The sequence below is a fragment of the Pseudomonas sp. SC11 genome (assembly GCF_047039205.1).
Classification (GTDB): domain Bacteria; phylum Pseudomonadota; class Gammaproteobacteria; order Pseudomonadales; family Pseudomonadaceae; genus Aquipseudomonas; species Aquipseudomonas boreofloridensis.
Map to the genome: position 1 here is coordinate 1,334,282 of NZ_CP178183.1, position 20,853 is coordinate 1,355,134.

The following is a 20,853-nucleotide window of genomic DNA, read 5'->3' on the forward strand; positions in this document are numbered from 1 at the left end:
TTGGCGAAGGCTGTCTGGCCCGCTATGACCCCGATGCGCTGAGCCATGAGCTCGGCACGGCGTTCGAGGGCGCCGCCCAGCTCTGGGCGCAGCTCAACCGGCCTGACGACGCCAGCGCTCCAGCAGCGGACGCGCCAGCAGGCAGACGAACACCGGCCCCCCGGCCAGCAGGTAGAAGTAGTAGGTGATGGCGCGCCAGATCAGGATCGCCGCCGCCGCAGTCGAGCTGCCCACCAGCGGTGACAGCAGGGTGGCCGAGGTCAGCTCGGCGGCCCCCGCACCGCCTGGCAGCAGGCTGAATTGACCGGCGCTGAGCGAGAGCATCTGCACCAGAAAGCTCGGAATCCACGCCAGGTCCACCCCCAGCCCCTTGAGCACCAGATACAGCACGCTGTAGCGCAGGCTCCAGTGCACGCAGGTGAGCGCGAAGACCAGCACCAGGATGCGCTTGGGCAGGCGCCAGGTGTCGATCAGCGCGTGGACGAAATGCAACAGTTTGCGCGCCCAGCGCCGCCGCCGCGCTGCCGAAACGCCCAGACGCCGCAGCAGACGCCCGTTAACGCGCATCATCGCGCGGCGGTAGCGCGACAGCAGCACGATCGCCGCCAACGCCACGCACAGCAAGGCTGCACTGCCCAGCAACATGCCTTCCTGGCTACGCCCAAGGCTGTGGAACAGGGCATAGCCGGCGATGGCCAGCATGGCGCAGAAGAAGAACAGCAGGTCATTCAATTGGTCCATGGCGAACACCGCGCCACTGCGCGCCGCACCGATGCGCTCGCGCGCCAGTAGGGTCATCAAGGTCAGCGGGCCACCGCTGCCGCCGGGGGTGGTGCAGATGGCAAATTCCGTGGCCATCACCACGCCCAGGCTGCGCAGTCGGCCCAGTTGCGCGCCTTGCTGGCCGAGCAGCAGGCGCAGGCGCGCCGCGTTGATGATCCAGCACAGCACGATCATGCCCAGCAGGGTCATCATCAGTCCAGGATCGAATCGCTGCAGACGCGGCAACAGCTCGCCGCCGCCAAGCCAGGCGGGCACCAGCACAGCCACCAGCAACGCCAGGCCTAGCCAAAGCAGGCGGTTCATGCAGACAACCTGCGCTCCAGCCAGGCGGACTTGGTCAAAGGTTGGCGCCCTTGCTCGACCAGCTCGCGCACGGTGCGCAGCCAGTAGTCGCGCGAACTGGCGTGGCGCATGTCCACTGGATGCAGGCCCAGGCGCAGTGTCTCGGCCTTGTGCCAACGCCGCACCTGCCAGTCGCAAAGCACTCGCGACAGACCCCGGCGCCAGGCACTGCGCGCACTCCAGACCAGGCCCGGTGCTTCGATCGCGGTGAAATCCGGCAGGCTGTACAGATGCTGCGGGGTACTGGTGTAGCGCAGGGGCAACTGGCGCAGGGCCTGGCGCGTGCCTTCGCTCATCAGCCAGGCCGGGGCGACGAAGCCGGACACCGGCCAGCCCAAGGCCGTGAACAACTCCAGGCCTGCCTCCAGGCGCTGCATCGCCTCTTGCTGCTCCAGCGCATAGAACTCACCTTCATGGGTGTAGATCCTGCGCATGAAGAATTCGCCTGGCCCGCGCGGTGCGGGGCCGTCATCGGCGTGGTAGAAACCGTGCAGCGCCAGCTCGTCACCGCGTGCCAAGCGACGGTCGAGCAAGCGACAGAAGGTCGGTGAGCGGTGCAGGGCATTGCGGTGATGGAAGTCCGGCACCACCAACCAGGTCATGGGCACCTCGCCCAGGGCGTCGATGGTCTCGACGAAGGGCTGGTAGTCCGGCCAGGTTTCCGGGGCGACGTCGTGCAGTACCAGCATGAGGCTGCGCGCAGAGGTGTGGGCGTCACGCATGGGCACGCACCTGAGGTTGGTGACCGAGCACCGCCTGGTAGTGCTGCAACAGGCCATCGACCACGCAGTCCCACGCATAATGCTGCTCCACATGGCGCCGGGCCTGCGCGCCCAGGGCGCGCACGTCCCCCTCGAAGATTTCACGCACGGCATCGGCCATGGCGCGGGCATCGTTTGGGCGGCATAGGCGGCCGCACTGGTCGGTGACGATTTCGCCGAACGCACCTGCGCGCACCGCGACCACGGGTATGGCGCTGGCCATGGCCTCGAGAATCACCAGGCCGAAGGTTTCCTGATCGCCGGCATGCACCAGCACGTCGGCGCTGGCGAGCAGGCGCGCGACTTCATCGGCCGGGCAGAAGTGGTCGATCACACTGACATTCTCCGGCACGCTGGCCGGCATGCCCGAGCCCACCAGTAACAGATGATAGGGGCTGCCGAGTTGGCGCATGCACTCGAGCAGCACCGGCAGGTTTTTTTCCCGCGAACCGCGACCCGCGAACACCAGCAAGCGCGTGGTATCGGGTAAGCCCAATTCGGCGCGAACCTGATCGTCGCGTTTGCTCGGATGGAACATCTGCAGATCGACACCCAGTGGCTGCACATGCACTTCGCGTACGCCAAGACGGCGCAGCTTGTCGGCCATCACCTGACTGGGCGCCAACACCCGATCAAAGTTGCCATACAGCTTGCTGACATAGGCCTCGACGTTGGGGGTGAACCAGTTGCCCATGCGATTGCTGACCAACAGTGGCAGGTCGGAATGGTAGAAGCCGATCACCGGCACATCCAACTGCCGCCGCGCCTCCAGCGCCGCCCAGGCGGTGAGGTAGGGATCGCCGACTTCGATCAGGTCTGGCTGCAAGCGCCGCAGCACATTGCACCAGGGCGCCAGGCGCACGGGGAAACGGTAGCCCTTGCCGAACGGCAGCGGCGGCGCCGGCACGTGATAGATGCCGTCGGCATGGCGGGCGTGGGCCCCGGGAATGAGGAGGCTGTGACGCACGCCGGCCATGGCATCGAGACGGTGGTGTTTGGCATCAAGATAGGTCCGTACGCCGCCGCTGGCGGGGGCATAGAACATGGTGATGTCAGCGATGTGCACGATCAGCATCCCTCCGGGATCGTCTTCGGGTCTGTCATCCGGCGGTAACAGGCCGGGGGTGACGCGCCTAACGATTGACCTTGGCTGGGACGGGTTCGTTCGATCGGGGTGGGGCACGCTGCGCTGCCTGCGACGGGTGTCGCAGACAGCGCGGCGAGTGGCGGATCAGATGCGGAAGCTGCCGACCAGCTGCTTGAGGCGGACGGTCTGCTGCTCAAGGTCGGAGCACGCACGCAAGGTAGCCTGCAGGTTTTCCACGCCTTCCTGATTGAGCATGTTGATTTCGCTGATATCCATGTTGATCGACTCCACCACGGAAGTTTGTTCCTCGGTGGCGGTGGCGACCGACTGGTTCATGCCGTCGATCTCGCCGATGCGCTGGGTCACGCTGCCCAGGCGCTCACCGGCCTGGTTGGCGATCTGCATGCTGTCCTGGCTGTGGCGCTGGCTCTGGTCCATGGTCTCCACTGAAGTGCGGGCGCCGACTTGCAGCTCTTCGATCATCGACTGCACCTGCTGCGCCGACTCCTGGGTGCGGTGGGCGAGGTTGCGCACTTCGTCGGCGACCACGGCGAACCCTCGTCCCGCTTCGCCCGCACGTGCCGCTTCGATCGCGGCGTTCAGTGCCAGGAGGTTGGTCTGCTGGGAGATGCTGGTGATGACTTCGAGGATCTGACCGATGTTCACGGTCTTGTCGTTGAGGGTTTCGATGTTGGCGCTGGAACTGACGATCAGGTCCGACAGGCGATTCATCGCCTGGATGTTGCGCTCCACCACCTGCTGACCTTCTTCGGCCAGCAGCCGTGCCGAGCTGGCATGCTGCGAGGCCTGGGCGGCGTTGCCGGCGATTTCCTGGGCCGCGGCGCCCAGTTCATTGATGGCGGCGGCCACGCTGTTGGTGCGGTTGGCCTGCTCGTCGCTGTTGTGCATCGACGAGTTGGAGGCGCTGATCACCCGCATGGCCACCTCGTTGACCTGCTCTGTGGCCGACGACACTTCGCGGATCGAGCCATGCACGCGTTCGACGAAGCGGTTGAAGGCACTGCCCAGCACGCCGAATTCGTCGTGATTATGGATCGTCAGGCGTTTGGTCAGATCGCCCTCACCCTCGGCGATGTCTTCCATGGCGCGGGTCATGGTCATCAGCGGCTGCATGAGGACGCGGATCAGCAGGCCGAGCAGGGCGATGATGATCACCACCGCCACCACGGTGGCGATCACCGCAGAAGTGCGGAAGGTGCTGAGCATGCTGAAGGCTTTGTCTTTATCCACCGACAGGCCGATGTACCAGTTGGCCGACGGCAGACCCTGGATCGGGGTGAAGGTAATGAGGCGCTGGTGGCCGTCGACCTCGACTTGCGTGAGTTTGCCGGTCAGTTTCGGGGTGTTTTGCGGGAACGCTTCGGTCAGCGGCTTCATCACCAGGGCGTTGTCAGGGTGCACCAGGATCTTGCCCTGGTCGTTGACCAGGAAGGCATAGCCCAGGCCGCCGAAGTTCAGCGAGTTGATGATCTGCACCAGACCATCGAGCGCCAGGTCGCCGCCGACCACGCCGACGCTGGTGGAGACTTTGTCGATCACGCCGATCACCATCTTGCCGGTGGTGGCGTCGATGTAGGGTTCGGTGAGGATCGGGCCGCCGGCATTCATGCCGTCCTTGTACCAGCCGCGCACGCGCGGATCGTATCCGTCCGGCATCTTGCTGTCTGGGCGCACGCTGAAACCGCCGTCGACCTTGCCCAGGTAGACCGTGAGGAAGCTGGAGATCAGGGCTTTTTGACCCATCAGGGTTTCGGCGTCGCTGGGGCTCTGGGCAATGTTCTGCGCCAGGTTCTCTACCAGGCGGATACGCCCTTCGAACAGGCTGCGGATGTTGGTCGAGGTGGACTGACCCATTTCCACCAGGTAGTTCTCCAGGTCTTCGCGAATGGCATTACGCTGGAGGTAATCGTTGTACAGAGTGAACAGCGCGAAGGCCAGTATCACGATAAGGGACGCCGCCAAGAGAATCTTGTGGCTGAAACGAAGGCTTTTGTTCATGACGTAATCCGGTCCGCTAAGGTTTATCGGGTCGCTCGCACAACGCACAGCAGCAGAAAGAACAGCGCAACAATTTTGCGGGCCTGGTGGGTTGCTTCCTGCAGTTGGGCCATTAACGCCTCTGGCTATCGGCCGCCTTGGGGCAAAGCTTGAGAAGAGGAAGAAAGAAGATGTCAGATTCTTCGCAAATCGTTGTAGGTGCTGGTCTTGACGGCCTGCCCATTGGCCAGGCCATGCGTCTGGCCAACCGTCACGGCCTGGTCGCCGGGGCCACCGGCACGGGCAAGACGGTCACGCTGCAGCGCCTGGCCGAGGTGTTCAGCGATGCCGGGGTGGCGGTGTTCGCCGCCGACATCAAAGGTGATCTGTGCGGGCTGGGCGCTGCCGGGGCGCCTGTGGGCAAGGTGGCCGAGCGTATCGCCGACATGCCATGGCTGCAGCACCAACCGCGGGCTTATCCGGTGACGCTGTGGGACATCGCCGGGCAAAGCGGTCATCCACTGCGCACTACCTTGAGCGAAATGGGGCCGTTGCTGCTGGGTAACCTGCTGGAGCTCACCGACAGCCAGCAAGCGGCGCTGTATGCCGCGTTCAAGGTCGCCGATCGAGAAGGCTTGCTGCTGCTCGACCTCAAGGACCTCAAGGCGCTGCTCGCGCACCTGAGGGACAACCCGCAACTGCTTGGCGATGACCGGGCGTTGATGACCACAGGCTCCACCCAGGCGTTGCTGCGGCGCCTGGCAACCCTGGAGCAGCAGGGCGCCGAGGCCTTGTTCGGCGAACCGGCTCTGCAGTTGGAGGACCTGTTGCGGGTCGATGCCGACGGTCGCGGGCGCATTCACCTGCTCGACGCCAGTCGCCTGGTGCACGAAGCGCCCAAGGTCTATGCGACGTTTCTTCTCTGGTTGCTGGCGGAACTGTTCGAGCAACTGCCAGAGCGCGGCGACGCGGACAAGCCGGTGCTGGCGCTGTTCTTCGACGAAGCGCACCTGCTGTTCAACGGCACGCCCAAGGCCTTGCAGGACCGGCTTGAGCAAGTGGTGCGGCTGATCCGCTCGAAAGGCGTCGGGGTGTACTTCGTTACCCAGTCACCGAGCGATCTGCCGGATGCGGTGCTCGCCCAGCTGGGCTTGCGTATCCAGCACGGGCTGCGGGCCTTCACCGTTCGCGAGCAGAAGGCGCTGCGCGCCGTGGCCGAGGGTTTTCGCCCGAACCCGGCGTTCGACACCTTGGGGGTGTTGACCGAGTTGGGCATTGGCGAGGCCTTGGTGGGCACGCTGCAGGACAAGGGCACGCCCGAGGTGGTGCAGCGTGTGCGGGTGGCCCCGCCGCAATCGCGCATCGGGCCGCTGACGGCGGCCGAACGCAGCGCGCTGATCGCCGCTTCGCCCTTGGCCGGGCGCTATGACCAGCCGATCGATCGCGAGTCGGCCTATGAACGGCTCACCCAGCGCAAGGGTGAGCCGGTCGAGCCGGCACCACAGCCCCAGGCCGAGCAGGAGAGCTTCGCCGACAAGGCCGGGGAGTTTCTGCAGGGCGCAGCGGGGCAGGCGATCAAATCGGCGGTACGCCAAGCCGCCAACCAGTTGGGTCGGCAGTTGGTGCGGGGGTTGATGGGGTCGTTGCTGGGCGGCAAGAAGCGTTGAGCAGACGATAGGAACGGCCGAGCGCCGTTCCTATCGCAATACGCTTCAGCCGATGGCCTTGGACGCCAGCCAGAACAGGCCGGCGGCCAGTCCCATGGAGGCGGGCAGAGTGAGCACCCAGGCCATCAGGATGGTCTTCACCGTGCTGCTCTGCAGGCCGCTCTTGTTGGCGACCATGGTGCCGGCGACACCCGAGGACAACACATGGGTGGTCGACACCGGCAGGCTGAACACGTTGGCCATGCCGATGGCGCAGGCCGCCGTGATCTGCGCCGACATGCCCTGGGCATAGGTCATGCCTTGCTTGCCGATCTTCTCGCCGACGGTGAGCACCACGCGGCGCCAGCCGACCATGGTGCCCAGGCCCAGCGCCAGTGCCACTGCGACGATCACCCAGAACGGCGCGTACTCGGTGGTGGCGGTGAGGTCCTTGCGCAGCTTGTCCAGATCGGACTTCTCGCGGCTGTCCAGGCCCGGCAGCTTGCCGACCTTCTTCGCGGTGTCGTCCAGGCACAGCAGGTAACGGCGCACCTCGACCCGGCGCTCGGCGCTCAGGTCGCGGTAGTCGGTCACGCCTTGCAGCGAAGTCTGCAGCGCCGCGATGGTCGGCTCGGTCTGCTGCGGGTTGCAACTGAATTGCTCCGGCAGATCGGTCGACTTGGCCTTGCCCAACGCCAGGAACTCACCGAGGGTGGCGGCATTGCGCTGGTAGAACTGGCTCATGTGCAGGGTCGCGTCGCGGGTGCGTTCGATCTGGTAGGTGGTGCTGTTGAGGTCGAGGACGAACTTGGCCGGCACGATGCCGATCAGTACCAGCATGATCAGGCCGATGCCTTTCTGGCCATCATTCGAGCCGTGCACGAAGCTCACGCCCATGGCCGAGATCACCAGCACCAGGCGATTCCAGAAAGGCGGGTGCTTCTTGTCGTCGAGCTTGCGGCGCTGGTCCGGGGTCTTGTGCATCTTCGACAGCGGGCGCCACCACTTCAGGCCGATCAGCACCAGGGCGGCGATGGCGAAGCCAGCGATCGGCGAAACCACCAGCGACAGGCCGATGTCGATCGCCTTCTGCCAATTGACGCCATCGCCCAGCGCGATGTCGTTGAGCAGCGCGTTGGCCAGGCCCACACCGAGGATTGAGCCGATCAAGGTATGGGAACTGGAAGCCGGGATACCGAAGTACCAGGTGCCCAGGTTCCAGGTGATGGCGGCTGCGAGCAACGAGAACACCATCGCCAGCCCGTGCCCGGTATTGACGTTGATCAGCAGTTCGACCGGCAGCAGGTGGACGATGGCATAGGCCACCCCGACACCGCCGAGCAAAACGCCGAGAAAGTTGAAGACACCCGAGAAGAACACGGCCAGGTGCGGCGGCATGGCTTTGGTGTAGATGACGGTGGCCACCGCGTTGGCGGTGTCATGAAAGCCATTGATGAACTCGAAGGCAAGCACGAAGGTAAGGGCGAGCACCAGGCTCACGGCTACCCAGGCATCCAGTCCGCTGAATAAATCGATCATGAAGGTTGTCTGGCGGTCGTAGGGGGGGCGGATTATGCCAGAAAACCATGGCAATCGATGCACCCCTGACGCGTTGGCGGAACGATTTCACCCTGGAATCCAGAAAAGCGTTGATGCGTATCAATCCCTGCCGACTGCGCTAAAAAGCGCAAAATCCAGCGAATCGGAGGGTAACGCTCAATCACCGGAGGGTAACTATCGTTTAAAACGGTCGTATGAAATTTATGTGCTCGTATTTCTGAGCCATTTGAATTGCCTCACCGGACGTCAGTTTCCGTAAAAAACAGACGTCCGGTGAGCGCAGGATCAACGCTCCGGTTCAACTGGACGCAGTTCCTTTTCCATCTTTTCCAGTTCTTCGGAAAATGCCTGGTCCAGCAAGCTGGCACGTTTGCGCCAAGGTTTGCGTTCCGGTTCCGGTTGGGCAGCATAGGTGGTGACTTCGCCACCATAAACATCCTTGTAACGTTCTGCCTGGCGCTCGAGTTCGGCGCGCAGTTCATCTTTCGTCACAGTATCGACCTGAATTAAGTTGAAATAGCCCGGGGCGAGCGCTGCGGCTGCGAAAGGCTTTGGGTTCCATGTTCAACACCGAGCAGGGCCGGGCGCCGCGGAGTATAACCAGTGCTCCACGCCCGCACACGCAGTTCCTGGTGAACTTGCCGGAGGCTGTGAAGTACGTCGAACTAACGCATCGGCCAAGGCACACGTGTGTTGGAAAGTTTGAGGAGGACGTCTTGGAAAAGTTCGGGCGCTGAGTCGTCCAAATAAAAACGGCCTCGCCGTGGGGCAAGGCCGCTGCCTCGAGTCTTCAACGGTGGGTACCTGACCAGTCTCTCCAAAGAAGCCACAAGGGCACTGGAAAGGTATAAGCAAACGTGTCGGCGGTCAATTGCGATTATCGGCCGTTTGTTCGATAATCGCACAAAGCGCCGTTTTTTTGAGGTCTGCCGATGAACGATGAAACCCCGTCTTTCCCGCCCAGCGATCCACTGCGGCCAGTGGCTCCCGCGCTGGCTCCGCCCATCGTGGCGTCCCCGGCCAAACGTATCCAGGCATTCACGGGCGATCCCGACTTCATGACCTCGCTGGCGCGCGGTCTGGCGGTCATCCAGGCGTTTCAGGAGCGCAAGCGCCACCTGACCATCGCGCAGATCAGCCACCGCACAGAAATTCCCCGCGCCGCCGTGCGCCGTTGCCTGCATACCCTGATGAAACTGGGCTACGCCACCTCCGACGGGCGCACGTATTCGCTGCTGCCCAAGGTGCTGACACTCGGCCACGCCTATTTGTCCTCCACGCCCCTGGCCGTTTCTGCCCAACCCTATCTGGACCGCATCAGCGAGCAGCTTCACGAAGCGGCGAACATGGCCACGCTGGAAGGCGACGATATTCTCTATATCGCCCGCTCGGCGACCGTGGAGCGTCTGATATCGGTCGACCTCTCGGTCGGTGGTCGTCTACCGGCCTACTGCACCTCGATGGGTCGTATCCTCCTCGCCGCGTTGGACGACACCAGCCTTCGCGAGTACTTCGAGCGCGCCGACCTCAAGGCCCGTACCACCCGTACGCTGAACGACCCGGAGTCGCTGTTCGCCTGCATCCAGCAGGTCCGCGCCCAAGGCTGGTGCGTGGTCGATCAGGAACTGGAGCAGGGCCTGCGTTCGATCGCCGTGCCCATCTACGACGCGTCCGGGCAGGTGCTGGCGGCGCTGAACGTCAGCACCCATGTCGGCCGGGTTACTCGTAACGAGCTGGAGCAGCGCTTTCTGCCGATCCTGCTGGCGGCCAGTCGCGACCTCTGCCATCAGTTGTTCGGTTGAATGACCAACGCAGCAGTTCCTGTTCGATAAACGCACAATGTCGCTGTGCAGCGATTGCGCCCCCGTCTGGCGCTGATTACTGTTTCTCGCAACGGTCGGCAGCGCCGACCGCACAATAACAACACGAGAGACCTCCATGACCATTGTCCCCTCGCTGCCTGGCGCAGTTGCCCGCCGACCCAGTTGATCGCAACGCCCGTACCCGGTCCCACCAGCCCTGTGCCTTGCCTGGCGCAGCGGTGTACTTGCGCCCCTCTTCTGGATAACCACTATGAACACACCGCAATCCGCCGTCGGCCAGTGCCTCGACGTCCAGTCCTTCATCAATGCCCAGCCGCTGTCGCGTTATCAATGGCGGGTGGTGATCCTGTGTTTCCTCATCGTCTTCCTCGACGGACTGGATACCGCTGCCATGGGCTTCATCGCCCCGGCGCTGTCCCAGGAGTGGGGTATCGACCGGGCCAGTCTGGGTCCGGTGATGAGCGCGGCACTGATCGGTATGGTCTTCGGTGCGCTGGGCTCGGGACCGCTGGCTGATCGTTTCGGCCGCAAGGGCGTGCTGGTAGGCGCTGTTTTGGTCTTTGGCGGCTTCAGCTTGGCCTCGGCCTATGCCACCAACGTCGACCAGTTGCTGGTGCTGCGCTTTCTCACCGGCTTGGGCCTGGGCGCCGGCATGCCCAATGCCACCACGCTGTTGTCCGAGTACACCCCTGAGCGCCTGAAGTCGTTGCTGGTCACCAGCATGTTCTGCGGCTTCAACCTGGGCATGGCTGGCGGTGGCTTCGTCTCTGCCAAGCTGATCCCGGCCTACGGCTGGCACAGCCTGCTGGTGCTCGGCGGCGTGCTGCCGCTGTTGCTTGCCGTGGTATTGCTAGTGTGGCTGCCAGAGTCGGCGCGCTTTCTGATGGTGCGCAATCGTGGCACCGACAAGGTACGCCGCACCCTGGCGCCGATTGCCCCGGCCGTGGTGGCCCAAGCGGCGAGCTTCAGCGTACCGGAGCAAAAGGCCGTGGCCACGCGCAACGTCTTCGCGGTGATTTTCTCCGGCACCTATGGGCTGGGCACGGTGCTGCTGTGGCTGACCTACTTCATGGGCCTGGTGATCGTCTACCTGCTGACCAGTTGGCTGCCGACGCTGATGCGCGACAGCGGCGCGAGCATGGAGCAGGCCGCGTTCATCGGCGCGTTATTCCAGTTCGGTGGTGTGCTCAGCGCGGTCGCCGTGGGCTGGGCGATGGACCGCTTCAATCCGCACAAGGTGATCGGCTTGTTCTACCTGCTGGCCGGGATCTTCGCCTACGCAGTCGGCCAGAGCCTGGGCAACATCACCCTGCTGGCCGTGCTGGTGCTGGTCGCGGGGATGTGCGTGAACGGTGCACAGTCGGCCATGCCGTCGCTGGCGGCGCGCTTCTATCCGACCCAGGGGCGCGCCACGGGCGTGTCGTGGATGCTGGGTATCGGTCGCTTCGGTGCGATTCTCGGGGCCTGGAGCGGCGCGACCTTGCTGGGGCTCGGCTGGACCTTCGAGCAGGTGCTCACCGCCTTGCTGGTGCCTGCTGCGTTGGCGGCCGTGGGCGTGATCGTGAAAGGACTGGTGAGTCACGCCGACGCGACGTGATCGAGGGCGCCGGTCGAGGGTGAGCGCGCCGTCTCACCCTCGACACGGGCCTGCATCGATAGCACGGACTCACCACTCAAAGCGTTCGATAACCGCCCAAAAGGTCGATTATCGGATTGTAGCGCTCCACCAGCCTCCTTACTCTGAACCCATCGCAGCCCCGCTGCACCCGTACTCGACTCAGCCTGACCAGGAGTCTGCAATGGCAGCAATCCTCTCGCTTCACGACGCCGTGAAGCAGTTCGTCAACGACGGCGACTGTGTTGCCCTCGAAGGTTTCACCCACCTGATTCCCACCGCCGCCGGCCACGAGATCATTCGCCAGGGCAAGCGTGACCTGACCCTGGTGCGCATGACCCCAGACCTGATCTACGACCAACTGATCGGCGCTGGCTGCGCCCGCAAGTTGATCTTCTCCTGGGGCGGTAACCCCGGTGTCGGCTCGCTCCACCGCCTGCGCGACGCGGTCGAGAAGCAATGGCCGCACGCCCTGGAAATCGAAGAGCACAGCCACGCTGACCTGGCCAATGCCTACGTCGCCGGGGCCTCCGGCCTGCCGTTCGCGGTGCTGCGCGCCTACGCCGGCTCCGACCTGCCGAAGGTCAACCCGCTGATCCAGTCAGTCACTTGCCCGTTCACCGGCGAAGTACTGGCGGCCGTGCCCTCGGTGCGCCCGGACGTCACTGTGATCCATGCGCAAAAAGCCGACCGCAAGGGCAACGTCTTGCTGTGGGGCATCCTCGGCGTGCAGAAGGAAGCCGCGCTGGCGGCCAAGCGCTGCATCGTCACCGTCGAGGAGATCGTCGACGACCTGCAGGCACCGATGAACGCCTGCGTGCTGCCGACCTGGGCCCTGAGCGCCGTGTGCCTGGTGCCGGGCGGTGCGCATCCCTCCTACGCCCACGGCTACTACGAGCGTGACAATCGCTTCTACCAGGCCTGGGATCCGATCGCGCGCGACCGCGAAGCCTTCACCGCCTGGATCGACACCTACATCCGCGGCACCGCCGATTTCACCGAATTCAAGCGCACGCTGGAGGCCGCACAATGAGCTACTCCACCTCGGAAATGATGACCGTGGCTGCCGCCCGACGCCTGCGCAACGGCGCGGTCTGCTTCGTCGGCATCGGCCTGCCGTCCAAGGCCGCCAACCTCGCACGGTTGACCTCTTCGCCCGACGTCGTGCTGATCTACGAGTCCGGCCCCATCGGCGCCAAGCCCAGCGTGTTGCCGCTGTCGATCGGCGACGGTGAGTTGGCCGAGACCGCCGACACCGTGGTGCCGACTGGCGAGATCTTCCGTTACTGGCTGCAGGGCGGACGCATCGACGTCGGCTTCCTCGGCGCCGCGCAGGTCGACCGCTTCGGCAACATCAACACCACCGTGGTCGGCGACTACCATGCGCCCAAGACCCGCCTGCCGGGCGCGGGCGGCGCGCCGGAGATCGCCGGCTCCGCCAAGCAGGTCCTGATCATCCTCAAGCAGTCGAAGCGCGCCTTCGTCGACAAGCTCGACTTCATGACGTCGGTCGGCCATGGCGAAGGCGGCGACTCGCGCAAGCGCCTGGGCCTGCCGGGCGAGGGCCCGGTAGGGATCATTACCGACCTGTGCATCATGGAGCCGGAAGCCGGCAGCCATGAGTTCGTGGTGACCTCGATTCATCCAGGCGTGACGCGTGAGCAGATCGTCGCCGCCACTGGCTGGGCCATCCGTTTTGCCGACAGCGTGCAGACCACGCAAGCGCCGAGTGATCACGAACTGACCGCGCTGCGCGACCTGGAAGCGCGTACCGCCGCCGCCCACGGCCAAACCGCAGGAGAAGCCTGATGCGTGAGGTATTCATCTGCGACGCCATCCGCACGCCCATCGGCCGCTTCGGCGGCGCCCTGGCCAGCGTTCGCGCCGACGACCTGGCGGCCGTCCCGCTCAAGGCGCTGATCGAGCGCAATCCACAGGTGCAGTGGGCGCAGCTCGACGAAGTGTTCCTCGGCTGTGCCAATCAGGCCGGCGAAGACAACCGCAACGTCGCACGCATGGCGCTGCTGCTGGCCGGGCTGCCGGAGAACGTTCCCGGGGTCACCCTCAACCGCCTGTGTGCCTCGGGCATGGACGCGGTCGGCACGGCGTTCCGTGCCATCGCCAGTGGTGAGATGGAGCTGGCCATTGCCGGTGGCGTGGAGTCGATGTCGCGCGCGCCGTTCGTCATGGGCAAGGCCGAAAGCGGCTATTCGCGTGCCATGAAGCTGGAAGACACGACCATCGGCTGGCGTTTCGTCAATCCTTTGATGAAAAGCCAGTACGGCGTCGATGCCATGCCCGAGACCGCCGATAACGTGGCCGACGACTATCAGGTGTCGCGCGCCGACCAGGATGCCTTCGCTGTGCGCAGCCAGCAGAAAGCGGCCGCCGCCCAAGCCGCCGGCTTCTTCGCTGAGGAGATCGTGCCAGTGCGCATCGCCCACAAGAAGGGTGAGACCTGGGTCGAGCAGGACGAGCACGTGCGTCCTGACACCACCCTGGAAGCGCTGGCCCGGCTCAAACCGGTCAACGGGCCCGACAAGACCGTCACGGCCGGCAATGCCTCGGGGGTCAACGATGGTGCAGCGGCATTGATTCTGGCCTCCGCCGAGGCGGTGAAAAAACATGGCCTCACCCCGCGCGCCCGGGTACTGGGCATGGCCAGTGCGGGTGTCGCGCCCCGTGTGATGGGCATCGGCCCGGTGCCGGCGGTGCGCAAGCTGTGCGAGCGCCTGGGCATCGCCGTGGCCGACTTCGATGTCATCGAGCTCAACGAAGCGTTCGCCAGCCAAGGACTGGCGGTGCTGCGCGAGCTTGGTGTGGCCGACGATGCGCCGCAGGTCAATCCCAACGGCGGCGCCATCGCCCTCGGTCATCCGCTGGGCATGAGCGGCGCGCGTCTGGTGCTGACGGCGCTGCATCAATTGGAGAAGAGCGACGGGCGCAAGGGCCTGGCGACCATGTGCGTAGGCGTGGGGCAAGGCCTGGCGTTGGCGATCGAGCGGGTCTGATGCGCGTCGGCCTCATCGCGGATTCAACCGTGATGGGGCCGGTCAATACGACGCATGGCCACTGGTCAGACCCGAGGCGGAACGAGACTGTTACCGGGTATGTCTAGACTTCACGGTATCCCTCCAGGAGCAAGCAACCCATGACCTCAGTTCATTACACGGGCGAAGAGCGCAAAAGCCGCATCTTCGCCATCGTCGGTGCCTCCTCGGGCAATCTGGTGGAATGGTTCGACTTCTACGTCTACGCCTTCTGCGCCATCTACTTCGCCCCCGCTTTCTTCCCCTCGGACGATCCCACCGTACAACTGCTCAACACCGCCGGCGTGTTCGCGGCGGGCTTTCTGATGCGACCGATCGGCGGCTGGATCTTCGGTCGCCTGGCCGACCGTCACGGACGCAAGCATTCGTTGATGATCTCGGTGCTGATGATGTGCGCCGGTTCCCTGCTGATCGCCTGTTTGCCGACCTACGCCAGCATCGGCGCCTGGGCCCCGGCGCTGCTGCTGTTCGCCCGCTTGGTACAGGGCCTGTCGGTGGGCGGCGAGTACGGCACCACCGCGACCTACATGAGCGAGGTGGCGCTGCGCGGCCAACGCGGCTTCTTCGCCTCGTTCCAGTACGTCACCCTGATCGGCGGCCAATTGCTGGCGGTGCTGGTGGTGGTGATCCTGCAGCAACTGCTCAGCGATGAAGAGCTGCGCGCCTGGGGCTGGCGCATTCCGTTCGTGGTCGGCGCCGTCGCTGCGCTGATTTCGCTGATGCTGCGCCGTTCGCTCAAGGAAACCAGCAGCGCCGAGACCCGTCAGGACAAGGACGCCGGCAGCATCGCCGGGCTGTTCCGCAACCATACCGCCGCGTTCATCACGGTGCTGGGCTACACCGCGGGTGGCTCGCTGATTTTCTACACCTTCACCACCTACATGCAGAAGTACCTGGTCAACACGGCCGGCATGAACGCCAAGAGCGCGAGCTTCGTGATGACCGGCGCGCTGTTTCTGTTCATGATCCTGCAGCCACTGTTCGGCATGCTCTCCGACCGCATCGGTCGACGTAACTCGATGCTCTGGTTCGGTGCGTTGGGTACGCTGTTCACCGTGCCGCTGCTGATGGCGCTCAAAACCGTAAGCAGTCCGTTCATGGCGTTCGTGCTGGTGACCTTGGCACTGTGCATCGTCAGTTTCTACACCTCCATCAGCGGCCTGGTGAAGGCCGAGATGTTCCCGCCGCAGGTGCGTGCCCTTGGCGTCGGCCTGGCCTACGCGGTGGCCAATGCGGTGTTCGGCGGTTCCGCCGAGTACGTGGCCTTGGGCTTGAAGAGCCTGGGCATGGAGAACACTTTCTACTGGTACGTGACGGCAATGATGGCCATCGCCTTCCTGTTCAGCCTGCGCCTGCCCAAGCAGGCGGCGTACCTGCACCACGATCACTGAGGCGTTTCGATGAGTCAGGCGGATAACCAGCTGTTCGATCTTTACTTCACCACCCCGGCGATGCGCGCGATTTTCTCCGACCGTGGCCGGCTACAGGGCATGCTCGATTTCGAGGCGGCCCTGGCCCGCGCCGAGGCGAGTGTCGGGCTGGTACCGCACACGGCGGTGCCGGCCATCGAAGCCGCGTGCAAGGCCGAGCGCTACGATGTCCAGGCCCTGGCCCAGGCCATCGCGGTGGCTGGCAATTCGGCCATTCCGTTGGTCAAGGCGCTGGGCAAAGTGGTCGCCAGCGGTGTGCCCGAGGCCGAGCGTTACGTCCACTTAGGCGCCACCAGCCAGGACGCCATGGACACTGGCCTGGTACTGCAATTGCGTGACGCGCTGGACCTGATCGAAGTCGAGCTGGCTGGGTTGGCCGAGGCCCTGGCCCGGCAGGCCCTGCAGCATGCCGATACGCCGCTGGTGGGGCGCACCTGGCTGCAGCATGCAACGCCTGTGACCCTGGGCATGAAACTGGCCGGTGTCCTGGGTGCGCTGACGCGTCATCGCCAGCGCCTGCGCGAACTGCGCCCGCGCCTGACCTGCCTGCAGTTTGGTGGCGCCTCGGGCAGCCTGGCCGCGCTGGGCAGCAAGGCGCTGCCGGTGGCCGAAGCGCTGGCCGCGCAACTTCGCCTGAATTTGCCCGAACAGCCTTGGCACACCCAGCGCGATCGGCTGGTGGAGTTCGCCTCGGTGCTGGGCCTGATCGCCGGCAGCCTGGGTAAGTTCGGCCGCGACGTCAGCCTGCTGATGCAGACCGAGGCCGGTGAACTGTTCGAGCCTTCGGCGCCCGGCAAAGGCGGCTCCTCGACCATGCCGCACAAGCGCAATCCAGTAGGCGCGGCGGTGTTGATCGGCGCCGCGACCCGCGTGCCCGGCCTGCTCTCGACGCTGTTCGCCGCCATGCCCCAGGAGCACGAGCGTAGCCTTGGCTTGTGGCATGCCGAGTGGGAAACCCTGCCGGAGATCTGCTGCCTGGTGTCTGGCGCGCTGCAGCAGGCACGGCTGATCGCCGAGGGTATGGAGGTGGACGCCGAGCGTATGGGCCGCAACCTGGAACTGACCCAAGGTCTGGTGCTGGCCGAGGCGGTGAGCATCGTGCTGGCGCAACGCCTGGGGCGCGATACCGCCCACCATCTGCTGGAACAGTGCTGCCAGCGCGCCGTGGCCGAGGGGCGCCACCTGCGCGCCGTGCTCGGCGATGAGCGCCAGGTGACCGAGCAGCTCAGCGACGAAGAACTCGATCGTTTGCTCGATCCCGCCCACTACCTCGGTCAGGCCCGCGTCTGGGTGGCGCGCGCGGTGGCTGAACATCAACGTTTGACTGTCTGAAGGAGACCGCTGTGGCGCATTTGCAACTGCCCGATGGCGTACTGAACTACCGACTCGACGGCCCCGAGCATGCCCCGGTGCTGGTGTTGTCCAACTCGCTGGGCACCGACCTGCACATGTGGGACACCCAGATGCCGTTGTGGACTCAGCATTTTCGCGTGCTGCGCTACGACACCCGCGGCCACGGCGACTCGCAGGTCACCGAAGGCCCGTACAGCATCGAACAACTGGGCCATGATGTGCTGGCCTTGCTCGATGGCCTGAACATCCAGCGCGCGCACTTTTGCGGCCTGTCGATGGGCGGGTTGATCGGCCAGTGGCTGGGCATTCATGCCGGTGAGCGCCTGCTGCGCCTGGTGGTGTGCAATACGGCGGCGAAGATCGGCTCGCCGGACACCTGGAACCCGCGCATCAAAACGGTGCTGCGAGACGGCGCGGCGGCCATGCGTGGCCTGCGCGATGCCTCCATCGAGCGGTGGTTCACGCCGGCGTGGTCGGCGGCCCATGCCGAGCAGGTTTCACGCATCACCGAGATGCTGGCCAGCACTTCGCCGCAAGGCTATGCGGCCAATTGCGCGGCTGTGCGCGATGCCGATTTCCGTGACCAGTTGGGCGCCATCGCGGTGCCGCTGCTGGTGATTTCCGGCGAAGCCGATGCGGTCACGCCACCGTCGGGCGGGCAGTTCATCCAGGCGCATGTCGCGGGGGCGCAGTACGCTGGCTTCCAGGCCGCGCACCTGTCCAACGTCGAGGTCGGCGAGCCGTTCAGCCGGCGCGTGCTCGACTTTCTGCTGGCCCGCTGAGGAGCGCCCCATGGACGAAAAACAACGCTACGACGCCGGCATGCACGTGCGCCGCGCGGTGCTGGGCGACGCCCACGTGGACCGCAGTCTGGAGAAGCTCAACGACTTCAACGGCGAGTTCCAGGAAATGATCACCCGGCACGCCTGGGGCGACATCTGGACCCGCCCAGGGCTGCCGCGCCACACCCGCAGCCTGATCACCATCGCCATGCTCATCGGCATGAACCGCAATGACGAACTCAAGCTGCACCTGCGCGCGGCCGCTAACAATGGCGTGACCCGTGAGGAAATCAAGGAAGTGCTGATGCAGAGCGCAATCTACTGCGGCATTCCGGCGGCCAATGCCACGTTCCACCTGGCCGAGTCGGTGTGGGACGAGCTGGGCGTCGAATCGCGCGAGTAGGGCGCAACGTCGGCCATGCGTGCTTGCCAGCCGACGCCAGTGAACGGTTACGCCGCTGCGGGTTTGCGGCGTATCGCCACCGGCCCGGCATTGGCCTCCACGGCGCGTTTCAGGTCGGGGCACAGGCCAAGCATGAAGGCCAATTCCGCCACCACGAACAGCGGCCCGATGATCAGGCCGCTCAGGTCGTCGACGAAGGCCGGTTTGCGTCCTTCGTAGGCGTGGCCGATGAACTGGATCATCCAGCCCACCACGAACAGGCCCAGGCCAATGCTCAGCCACAGGCCGGTTTGCTGTTGCGCCAGCCATTGCCCTGCCCACAGGCACAGCCCCAGCAACGCGCCCATGAGCAGCCCCCAGCGCAGGTCCAGGCGCAAGTAGAACCACACCGAAGCCGCCGCGACCAGCAATGCCGGAGACAACCAGAGGCCCGCCACGCTCCAGCCGGGCCTGGACAATAGGATGCTGACCGCCAGCACGATCAGCGGAATGCCGACGAAGTGGGTGGTGATGTTGCGCGGGTCACGGTGGTAGGCCGCGTACTGACTCAGGTGTTCGACGAGGGTCTTCATGGTTGTGCCTCCATCAGGGCAGGATCCCTTGTCGCCTTTCGGACAAGTGAGTGCTGCCCATCAGAATAGCCTGCTTGCGCCTCGCTGTAGCGATTTCACGCCTGTCAGAGCAAGCTCAACGGATAGTTGAGGATCAGACGGTTCTCGTCGAACGAGTTGGTGTTGAAGTCACGCCGCATGCTGGAGTTACGCCAGCGCAGCGAGAGGTCCTTGAAAGTGCCGGACTGGATGACGTAGGCCAACTCGGTTTCCCGCGCCCATTCCTTGCCATCGGTGACCGTGCCGGTCTGTACGTTGTCGCCTTTGATGTAGCGGTTCATCAGGGTCAGCCCAGGGATCCCGACGGTGGCGAAGTTGAAGTCGTGACGGACCTGCCAGGAGCGCTCCTTGGCATTGTCGAAGCTGGCGTTGTAACTGTCGTTGGCCAGGGTGCCCCCGCTGGTGCCGTTGACCCGCATCCACTCGGTGTCGCCGCTGACCTTCTGCAGGCCGACATAGAACGTATGGCCCTGGTAGCGCGCCGAGAGCATCGCCGACGCCGTGCGGTTGTCCAGACTGCCGGCGCGGGCGGCGCCGTCGTCCTTGCCGATGAAGTAGCCCAGGTTGGCGCCCAGGGTCCAGTCGCCCAGGGGTTGGCTGTGGATCAGGTTGAGGTACTGCTGCTGGTAGATGTCCTTGAGCTGGGCATGCCACAGCCCGACTTGGGTGCGCTTGTCGTTGAAGCTGTACTCGCCGCCGGCGAAGTTGAAGCGGTCGGAGGTGAAGCCTGGGCGGCTGAACAGCGCCATATCCTCCATGCTGGCATCATTGCGCGGGCTGTTGCCGCGGAACTGGCCGCCGTAGAGGGTCAGGCCGGCGATCTCCTTGGAGGTGATCTGACCGCCGCGGAACGTCTGCGGCAGCGAGCGGCCGTCGTCCGAACGCAGGATCGGCAATACCGGCATCCACTCACCGACTTTGAGTTCGGTTTGCGAAACCCGCGCCTTCAGCGCTACGCCCAGGCGACCGAAGTCATCCGCCGGGCGGCCATCGTCGTGCACCGGCAGCAACTGCGTGCCGGCCGTGCCCTTGCCGCCATCGAGTTTGAGCGAGTACAGCCCCAGCACATCGACACCGAAGCCCACGGTTCCTTGGGTGAAGCCCGAGCGGGCATCGAGGATGAAGCTTTGCGTCCATTCCTCGGCCTTGCCCTGAGCTCTGGCCGGATCGACGAAATTGCGGTTGATGTAGAAGTTGCGCAGGTTGAGAGTGGCCTTGGCATCCTCTGCGAAACCGCCGTCGTCAGCGAAGGCGGGCAGGGTGCAGGACAGGGCCAGAAGGCCCGGCAGCAACGGGCGTGCAGGTTGCAGAATGCTCATCTATCTTGGATCTCTTGTTTTTATTGGGCGAGCCGAGGCCCTACGGGAGTGCCCATAGGTCGACGCTTTTCTTGATGAACTTGTGCAACGTTGCGTAGCCGATGGTGCGTGATGGGCTTGGCGCCAGGCAATTCGTGTCGAGCGGAATGGGGCGGTAATCGAACGTATTGTTGCGCTCCAGCGCGTCAGGGCGTCGACGTGCAGACATCGCTGCGGCGAACTGCGGTCACAGGCGGCAGGCGGTCGCTGACAACCGGACAACAAAAAGCCCACCGCAAGGGTGGGCTCTG

18 protein-coding genes and 1 pseudogene are annotated in these 20,853 nt (G+C 64.7%); 10 read left to right on the forward strand and 9 right to left on the reverse strand.

What is annotated here, in order from left to right:
• Positions 1-93 precede the first annotated feature (93 nt).
• The 5 genes and pseudogenes from ACK2SD_RS06125 to ACK2SD_RS06145 form a co-directional block, all read right to left on the reverse strand.
• Positions 94-1,086, reverse strand: a complete 993-nt coding sequence (locus ACK2SD_RS06125) for a lysylphosphatidylglycerol synthase transmembrane domain-containing protein (RefSeq protein WP_412461633.1) — start codon at positions 1,084-1,086, stop codon at positions 94-96.
• Complete coding sequence (locus tag ACK2SD_RS06130; protein ID WP_412461634.1) at positions 1,083-1,847, reverse strand: DUF2334 domain-containing protein; 765 nt, start codon at positions 1,845-1,847, stop codon at positions 1,083-1,085. Before ACK2SD_RS06130 ends, ACK2SD_RS06125 begins: the two co-directional genes overlap by 4 nt.
• On the reverse strand, positions 1,840-2,961 hold the full coding sequence (locus tag ACK2SD_RS06135; protein ID WP_412461635.1) for a glycosyltransferase family 4 protein: 1,122 nt from the start codon (positions 2,959-2,961) through the stop codon (positions 1,840-1,842). The genes ACK2SD_RS06130 and ACK2SD_RS06135 overlap by 8 nt, the downstream gene beginning before the upstream one ends.
• Before the next feature lie 156 nt (positions 2,962-3,117).
• Positions 3,118-3,912 carry a methyl-accepting chemotaxis protein gene (locus ACK2SD_RS06140; RefSeq protein ID WP_412462275.1) on the reverse strand — a complete coding sequence of 265 codons (795 nt, stop codon included), beginning with the start codon at positions 3,910-3,912 and terminating at the stop codon, positions 3,118-3,120.
• Positions 3,913-4,023: 111 nt separating this feature from the next.
• Positions 4,024-4,992: pseudogene (locus ACK2SD_RS06145) on the reverse strand (cache domain-containing protein); the annotation flags it as partial.
• A 170-nt stretch (positions 4,993-5,162) separates the two neighbouring features.
• On the opposite strand from ACK2SD_RS06145, the gene ACK2SD_RS06150 reads away from it, so the two are divergent.
• Positions 5,163-6,638 carry a helicase HerA-like domain-containing protein gene (locus ACK2SD_RS06150; RefSeq protein WP_412461636.1) on the forward strand — a complete coding sequence of 492 codons (1,476 nt, stop codon included), beginning with the start codon at positions 5,163-5,165 and terminating at the stop codon, positions 6,636-6,638.
• A gap of 45 nt (positions 6,639-6,683) precedes the next feature.
• Here the strand turns inward: ACK2SD_RS06150 and ACK2SD_RS06155 are convergent, their stop codons facing one another.
• Together ACK2SD_RS06155 and ACK2SD_RS06160 are read right to left on the reverse strand one after the other, a co-directional pair.
• Positions 6,684-8,156 (reverse strand): inorganic phosphate transporter, encoded by a 1,473-nt coding sequence (locus ACK2SD_RS06155; protein WP_029613953.1) that lies wholly within the window; start codon positions 8,154-8,156, stop codon positions 6,684-6,686.
• 306 nt (positions 8,157-8,462) lie between these two features.
• Entirely contained in the window at positions 8,463-8,669 is a 207-nt protein-coding gene (locus tag ACK2SD_RS06160) for a hypothetical protein (protein WP_029613952.1), read from the reverse strand.
• A 440-nt stretch (positions 8,670-9,109) separates the two neighbouring features.
• Between ACK2SD_RS06160 and pcaR the strand changes: the two genes are divergently transcribed.
• The 9 genes from pcaR to pcaC all read left to right on the forward strand — a co-directional run bounded on the left by pcaR (position 9,110) and on the right by pcaC (position 18,633).
• A complete protein-coding gene (pcaR, locus tag ACK2SD_RS06165) occupies positions 9,110-9,979 on the forward strand; it encodes a pca regulon transcriptional regulator PcaR (protein ID WP_029613951.1) in 870 nt (289 codons plus the stop codon).
• A gap of 271 nt (positions 9,980-10,250) precedes the next feature.
• Positions 10,251-11,597 (forward strand): MFS transporter, encoded by a 1,347-nt coding sequence (locus ACK2SD_RS06170; RefSeq protein ID WP_412461637.1) that lies wholly within the window; start codon positions 10,251-10,253, stop codon positions 11,595-11,597.
• A gap of 202 nt (positions 11,598-11,799) precedes the next feature.
• Positions 11,800-12,648, forward strand: coding sequence for a CoA transferase subunit A (locus ACK2SD_RS06175; RefSeq protein WP_039579687.1), 849 nt, complete (start codon positions 11,800-11,802; stop codon positions 12,646-12,648).
• The gene (locus ACK2SD_RS06180; protein WP_039579685.1) at positions 12,645-13,424 is read left to right on the forward strand and encodes a CoA-transferase subunit beta; all 780 of its coding nucleotides are present in this window, start codon (positions 12,645-12,647) and stop codon (positions 13,422-13,424) included. Before ACK2SD_RS06175 ends, ACK2SD_RS06180 begins: the two co-directional genes overlap by 4 nt.
• Positions 13,421-14,626 (forward strand): 3-oxoadipyl-CoA thiolase, encoded by a 1,206-nt coding sequence (pcaF, locus tag ACK2SD_RS06185; protein ID WP_317871727.1) that lies wholly within the window; start codon positions 13,421-13,423, stop codon positions 14,624-14,626. Before ACK2SD_RS06180 ends, pcaF begins: the two co-directional genes overlap by 4 nt.
• A gap of 140 nt (positions 14,627-14,766) precedes the next feature.
• Positions 14,767-16,056, forward strand: coding sequence for an MFS family transporter (locus ACK2SD_RS06190; protein ID WP_039579681.1), 1,290 nt, complete (start codon positions 14,767-14,769; stop codon positions 16,054-16,056).
• Between the two features lie 9 nt (positions 16,057-16,065).
• Positions 16,066-17,427 carry a 3-carboxy-cis,cis-muconate cycloisomerase gene (locus ACK2SD_RS06195; RefSeq protein ID WP_317871610.1) on the forward strand — a complete coding sequence of 454 codons (1,362 nt, stop codon included), beginning with the start codon at positions 16,066-16,068 and terminating at the stop codon, positions 17,425-17,427.
• Positions 17,428-17,438: 11 nt separating this feature from the next.
• Entirely contained in the window at positions 17,439-18,230 is a 792-nt protein-coding gene (gene pcaD / locus ACK2SD_RS06200; RefSeq protein ID WP_412461638.1) for a 3-oxoadipate enol-lactonase, read from the forward strand.
• A gap of 10 nt (positions 18,231-18,240) precedes the next feature.
• The gene (pcaC, locus tag ACK2SD_RS06205) at positions 18,241-18,633 is read left to right on the forward strand and encodes a 4-carboxymuconolactone decarboxylase (RefSeq protein ID WP_116888925.1); all 393 of its coding nucleotides are present in this window, start codon (positions 18,241-18,243) and stop codon (positions 18,631-18,633) included.
• A 47-nt stretch (positions 18,634-18,680) separates the two neighbouring features.
• Here the strand turns inward: pcaC and ACK2SD_RS06210 are convergent, their stop codons facing one another.
• Together ACK2SD_RS06210 and ACK2SD_RS06215 are read right to left on the reverse strand one after the other, a co-directional pair.
• The gene (locus tag ACK2SD_RS06210; protein ID WP_039579671.1) at positions 18,681-19,205 is read right to left on the reverse strand and encodes a DUF962 domain-containing protein; all 525 of its coding nucleotides are present in this window, start codon (positions 19,203-19,205) and stop codon (positions 18,681-18,683) included.
• Positions 19,206-19,309: 104 nt separating this feature from the next.
• Positions 19,310-20,563 (reverse strand): OprD family porin, encoded by a 1,254-nt coding sequence (locus ACK2SD_RS06215; protein ID WP_304483702.1) that lies wholly within the window; start codon positions 20,561-20,563, stop codon positions 19,310-19,312.
• Positions 20,564-20,853 lie beyond the last annotated feature (290 nt).